This is a genomic window from Fretibacterium sp. (assembly GCF_057312375.1).
In genome coordinates this window covers 1,525-5,994 of sequence record NZ_DBHLDX010000091.1, presented here as the reverse complement: position 1 = coordinate 5,994, position 4,470 = coordinate 1,525, and the positions used below count along the sequence as shown (strand labels likewise).

Below are 4,470 nucleotides of genomic sequence, written 5' to 3'. Positions count from 1 at the left end.
CACCCTGCGGACGATATTCACCTTCTCCTGATTGTCGAAGACCGTACCGTAGGCGACCAGGCGACGAATATCCTTTCCGGAGGCCGGATTAGCGATGATCCCCACCGTCGTGGGCGCTGCCATCCGCGTATCCTGCCGATCCGGGGCTCAGCCCCGGACCAGTTCCTTCGCCGCAGCGACGATACGCGCCTCGTCGGGAATCCAGAGCTTTTCCAGGACGGGGCTGAAGGGAATGGGGGTATCGGGGGCGGCGACGCGTTTGACGGGGGCATCCAGGAAGCCGAACCCCTCATCCGCAATGACGGCGGCGACCTCCCCGCCGAACCCTCCGGTCTTGACGGCCTCGTGCACCACCACCGCGCGTCCGGTCCTCTCCACGGACCCCAGCAGGGTCTCCCTGTCAAGGGGCGTGAGGGTCCGCAGGTCCACGACCTCCGCATCGATGCCCTCCGCCGCCAGCATCTCGGCCGCGGCAAGGGACTTCGGCACCATGGCGGACCAGGCGATGAGGCTGACGTCCTTGCCGGAGCGCTTGATGTCCGCCTTGCCGATCGGGACGATGTACTCTCCCTCCGGGACGTCGCCCTGCACCCCCAGCATCAGCTTGTGCTCCAGGTAGACAACGGGATTGTCGTCGCGGACGGCGGCCTCCATGAGCCCCTTGGCGTCCGCCGGCGAGGCCGGCATGACGACCTTGATGCCCGGAATGTGAGTGAACCACGCCTCGTTGGACTGAGAGTGCTGGGCCGCGGCCGAGACACCCGCGCCGACGGGCGCACGGATCACCATCGGGATCTTCGTCTTTCCGCCGAACATGTAGCGCATCTTGGCCGCCTGGTTGTAGAGCTCGTCCAGGCAGACGCCCATGAAGTCGGCGAACATGATCTCCACGATCGGACGCAGCCCCGTAGCGGCTGAGCCCACACCGAGCCCCATGATCGCCGTCTCGGTGACCGGCGTGTCCACGACGCGTTCCTTGCCGAACTCGTCCAGTAGGCCCGCCGTCACGCCAAAGCAGCCGCCGAAGATCCCCACATCCTCCCCTGCCAGAAACACATTGGGGTCCCTGCGCATCTCCATGCGGATGCCGTCCCTTATCGCTTCGCTGCAACTCATCTGAGCCATCGTTTTCACCCCTCCTTTTCGGAACGCGCTCAGGCCAGCACGTCGGTGAGCAGCTCACTCGGCGCGGGGTCGGAGCCGCTCTCCGCAAACCGGACCGCGGCCTCGACCTTCTGAACGATCTCCTTCCGCATGGACTCGAGCTCGTCCCCGGACGCGTACTTCAGCTCCTCCAGGCGCTTCTCGAGACGCGGCAACGGGTCCTTGGCGACCCAGCTCTTCTGCTCCTCGGGATCCTTGTACTTCCCGGGATCACCCTCGAAATGACCGCGCTGACGCCAGGTCTTGCACTCGATCAAGCTTGGCCCGTCGCCCTTCCGGGCGTTTTCGATCGCCGCACTCGCCGCCTCGTAGACGGCCATGACGTCGTTGCCGTCCACGCTCGCACCCGGTATGCCGTATCCCTCGGCCCGGTCCGCGATGTCGTTGATGTTCATGCCCGCCTTCTGATAGTTGGAGATGCCGTACATGTTGTTCTCGCAGACGAAGACGACCGGCAGTTTGTGGATGGAGGCGAAGTTGATCCCCTCGTGGAACGTCCCCCGGTTCGAGGCTGCGTCCCCGAAGAAGCAGACTACCACGTCGCCGGTCTTACGGTATTTGCATGAGAACGCCGCGCCGACGGCAATCGGGAACCCCGCCCCCACGATTCCGTTGGCCCCGAGGATACCCAGGTTCACGTCGGCAATGTGCATGGATCCCCCCTTGCCCTTGCAATAACCCGAGGCCTTCCCGAAGACTTCGGCCATCATCAGGTTGACGTCGCCCCCCTTGGCCAGCAGGTGTCCATGCCCGCGGTGGGTGCTGGTGATGTAGTCGCTCTCCTTCAGATTGGCGCATACCCCCGTGGCGACGGCCTCCTCCCCCACGTAGAGGTGGACGAAGCCCGGGATCCTTCCGGCCGCGAAGAGCTCGGCCGCCTTCAGTTCGAAGGAACGAATCATGAACATCGTCCTGTACATGTCCAAGAGTTTCTCTTTCGTGACCTTCATGCCCTTACCTCCTTAATCTGTCATTCACCTCGAACCCTGCCATTCACTCCACGCAGACGGTCAGGGACACCAGCGCCACCACGATGGAGCTGCCCTCTCCCAGCTGGGGGAGCTGGATCCCCTCCGCGACCATCCCTCCCTCCCGAACCTCGAGCTCCACCTTGCCGAAGGGAACCGACCCGGCCACCCGTTCCCTGTCCAGCCGCTCCGGCGTGGGGCAGCACACCTTCAGGTGAATGAACATGTCCTCCGGACGCTTCAATCCGGCCACCTCGAAGAGGCCGCAAAGGCAACTTCTGGATACGGCGTCGCGCACCGCCCGCATCGCCGCCTTCGTGACATCCCCCCCATGAAGATCCGACCCCATACCCAGCTCCACAATGAAACGCCTCATTGGCGTACCCCTCCCGCCTCAATATTGAATCTATTTTTAAGCGACGAAAATACCCTACAATAGTTATGACTCCGGTTACGATTTTGAAAAAGATTCGCACGAAGTTATAGCATATTTTTTATCTTTATGCTATATTTTATACCGTAGGAGTTGAAAAATCAATGGGGGCACAAAGCAATATCATAAAAAATAACATATTAATAGAAAGAATATCATTTGAACAGGACGGGCAAGGCAAAACGAAGGGGACGGCTGCGCCCAACGAAGGATTCGAGTACGGCTCCCTCGAGTGGTGGCACGAGACGGTGGACATCGAGAAGCTGAATGAGCTCCTGCGGAGTTTTGCCCGTCTCTTCCAGGTGGGCGTTTGCCTGCTGACCCCGAAGGGGCGGAAGGTCATCTTGGTGAGCGTCTCGGAGTTCTGCGACTACGTGCACTCGATACGCAAGGGAAAGGCCATCTGCGACGCGTGCGACAAAAGGGCCCTGCGGACCTCGCTGAAACAGGGGGACATTCATATTTACACCTGTTCCAACGGCCTCACCGATCTGTGCGCCCCCCTTCATATCAACGGCCGCCTCGCGGGCTTTCTGGCCTCGGGGCAGGTCCAGCCCGGGCTCACCGGCGACGCGGAGCTCGAGGCCATCTCGAGACGGTGGACCTTTGTGAGAAACGACGAGGAGCGCGCTTTCCTGATGGAAAAGTATCGACAACTCCCCATCATGGATGAGACGGAGCTGAAACGTGCGCTCGAGATCATACGCCTGCTCTCCACCCAGATCGTCGAACTGTGCGAGATCAACCTGGCCCGGCAGAAGATCCTGGAACAGAGCCTTCTGCTCTCCCAGCAAAGACAAAAGAGCGCGGGCATGGAGCACGCGCTTCACCGCGCCCAGCTGAAGGCTCTGAGGAGCCAGATCAACCCCCACTTCCTCTTCAACAGCCTGAACTGCATCGCGCGCCTCGCCCTGTTCGAGGCGGCGGATAGGACGGTGGAGATGACCGAGCAGCTCGCGGACTATCTGCGCTACACACTGCAGGAACAGGGAGAGCACGGATTGGTCTCTCTCGGCGAGGAGCTCCAGTGCGTGCGCAGCTATCTTGCCATATACCGTGTGCGGTTTGGAGACCGCCTCTCCTTCTTCATCAAGGAGGATCCGGAGGTCCGGGAGTGCTTGGTGCCCTTCATGCTGATCCAGCCCTTGGCGGAGAACGCCCTGATCCATGGGCTCGAACCTTCGCTTCGGGAGGGCAGGCTCTTGCTGACGGCGAAAAAAGACGGGGATGCCATTCACGTCGTCCTGAGGGACAACGGGGTGGGGTTCAAGGCGAGCGGCTTTCGGGAGGGGATGGGGTTGGCGAACGTCCGAAAGCGGCTGAGCCTCTACTATGGGAAGTCCGCATCCCTGGACGTCCGAAGCGTCCCTTGCGGAGGAACCCGTGTCGAGCTGCGTCTCCCGGAGAGGCCGGTGAACCTTCCATGATCCCGCAGACCGCGCTGCTCGAGTCCGAACTCCACGGCATTCCTCCTCTGAGGGCGCTCGTCGTCGAGGACGAGAAGCTGGAGCGCGATGCCCTGGTCATGCTGCTTCACGGCTTTTTCCCGGGGCTCGAGATAGAGGAGGCGGGAAGCGTCCCGGAGTTCGAGCGACTTGCCCGGGAACGTTCTCCGGACATCGTGCTGCTGGACATCAACCTTCCCGGCGGGAACGGAATGCTGGCCTTGGAGGAACTGCGCGGTGAAGGGCTCGGCGCCCAAGTCATGGTCGTCACGGCCCACAACACCCTTGCCAACCTGAACCGGGCCCTTGAGGACGAGGTCGTCACCCTCCTCCTCAAGCCGGTGAGGGCCCAGGCGCTGCGGGAGGCCGTGGAGAAGTGCATCCGTCGCCGGGAGGAGGAGATTCACCGGACTGCGCGCATCGAGGCGCTGGAACGGGGGCTCAGGGAGGCGCTCGAGGA

At 62.1% G+C, this 4,470-nt stretch carries 5 protein-coding genes; 2 read left to right on the top strand and 3 right to left on the bottom strand.

Translation table 11 applies throughout. The features are described 5' to 3' along the window. Positions 1-147: 147 nt before the first annotated feature. The 3 genes from ACO41U_RS09745 to ACO41U_RS09735 are packed head-to-tail and all read right to left on the bottom strand — an operon-like array spanning position 148 to position 2,508. Positions 148-1,125 (bottom strand): alpha-ketoacid dehydrogenase subunit beta, encoded by a 978-nt coding sequence (locus tag ACO41U_RS09745; protein WP_485943565.1) that lies wholly within the window; start codon positions 1,123-1,125, stop codon positions 148-150. Positions 1,126-1,154: 29 nt separating this feature from the next. Beyond that, positions 1,155-2,114, bottom strand: a complete 960-nt coding sequence (locus ACO41U_RS09740; RefSeq protein WP_299076024.1) for a thiamine pyrophosphate-dependent dehydrogenase E1 component subunit alpha — start codon at positions 2,112-2,114, stop codon at positions 1,155-1,157. A 43-nt stretch (positions 2,115-2,157) separates the two neighbouring features. Beyond that, on the bottom strand, positions 2,158-2,508 hold the full coding sequence (locus ACO41U_RS09735) for a Lin0512 family protein (protein ID WP_299076021.1): 351 nt from the start codon (positions 2,506-2,508) through the stop codon (positions 2,158-2,160). A 305-nt stretch (positions 2,509-2,813) separates the two neighbouring features. Here ACO41U_RS09735 and ACO41U_RS09730 point away from each other — a divergent pair, with 305 nt between their 5' ends. Both ACO41U_RS09730 and ACO41U_RS09725 read left to right on the top strand, forming a co-directional pair. After that, complete coding sequence (locus ACO41U_RS09730; RefSeq protein ID WP_485943561.1) at positions 2,814-3,992, top strand: sensor histidine kinase; 1,179 nt, start codon at positions 2,814-2,816, stop codon at positions 3,990-3,992. Continuing rightward, positions 3,989-4,470, top strand: a 482-nt coding sequence (locus ACO41U_RS09725; protein WP_485943559.1) for a LytR/AlgR family response regulator transcription factor, incomplete at its 3' end; no start/stop codon positions are given. The genes ACO41U_RS09730 and ACO41U_RS09725, both read left to right, overlap by 4 nt.

Coding starts and splice junctions, on each gene's coding strand:
- ACO41U_RS09745 (WP_485943565.1), bottom strand. CDS start 1,125: ATGGCTCAGATGAGTTGCAGCGAAGCGATAAGGGACGGCATCCGCATG.
- ACO41U_RS09735 (WP_299076021.1), bottom strand. CDS start 2,508: ATGAGGCGTTTCATTGTGGAGCTGGGTATGGGGTCGGATCTTCATGGG.
- ACO41U_RS09740 (WP_299076024.1), bottom strand. CDS start 2,114: ATGAAGGTCACGAAAGAGAAACTCTTGGACATGTACAGGACGATGTTC.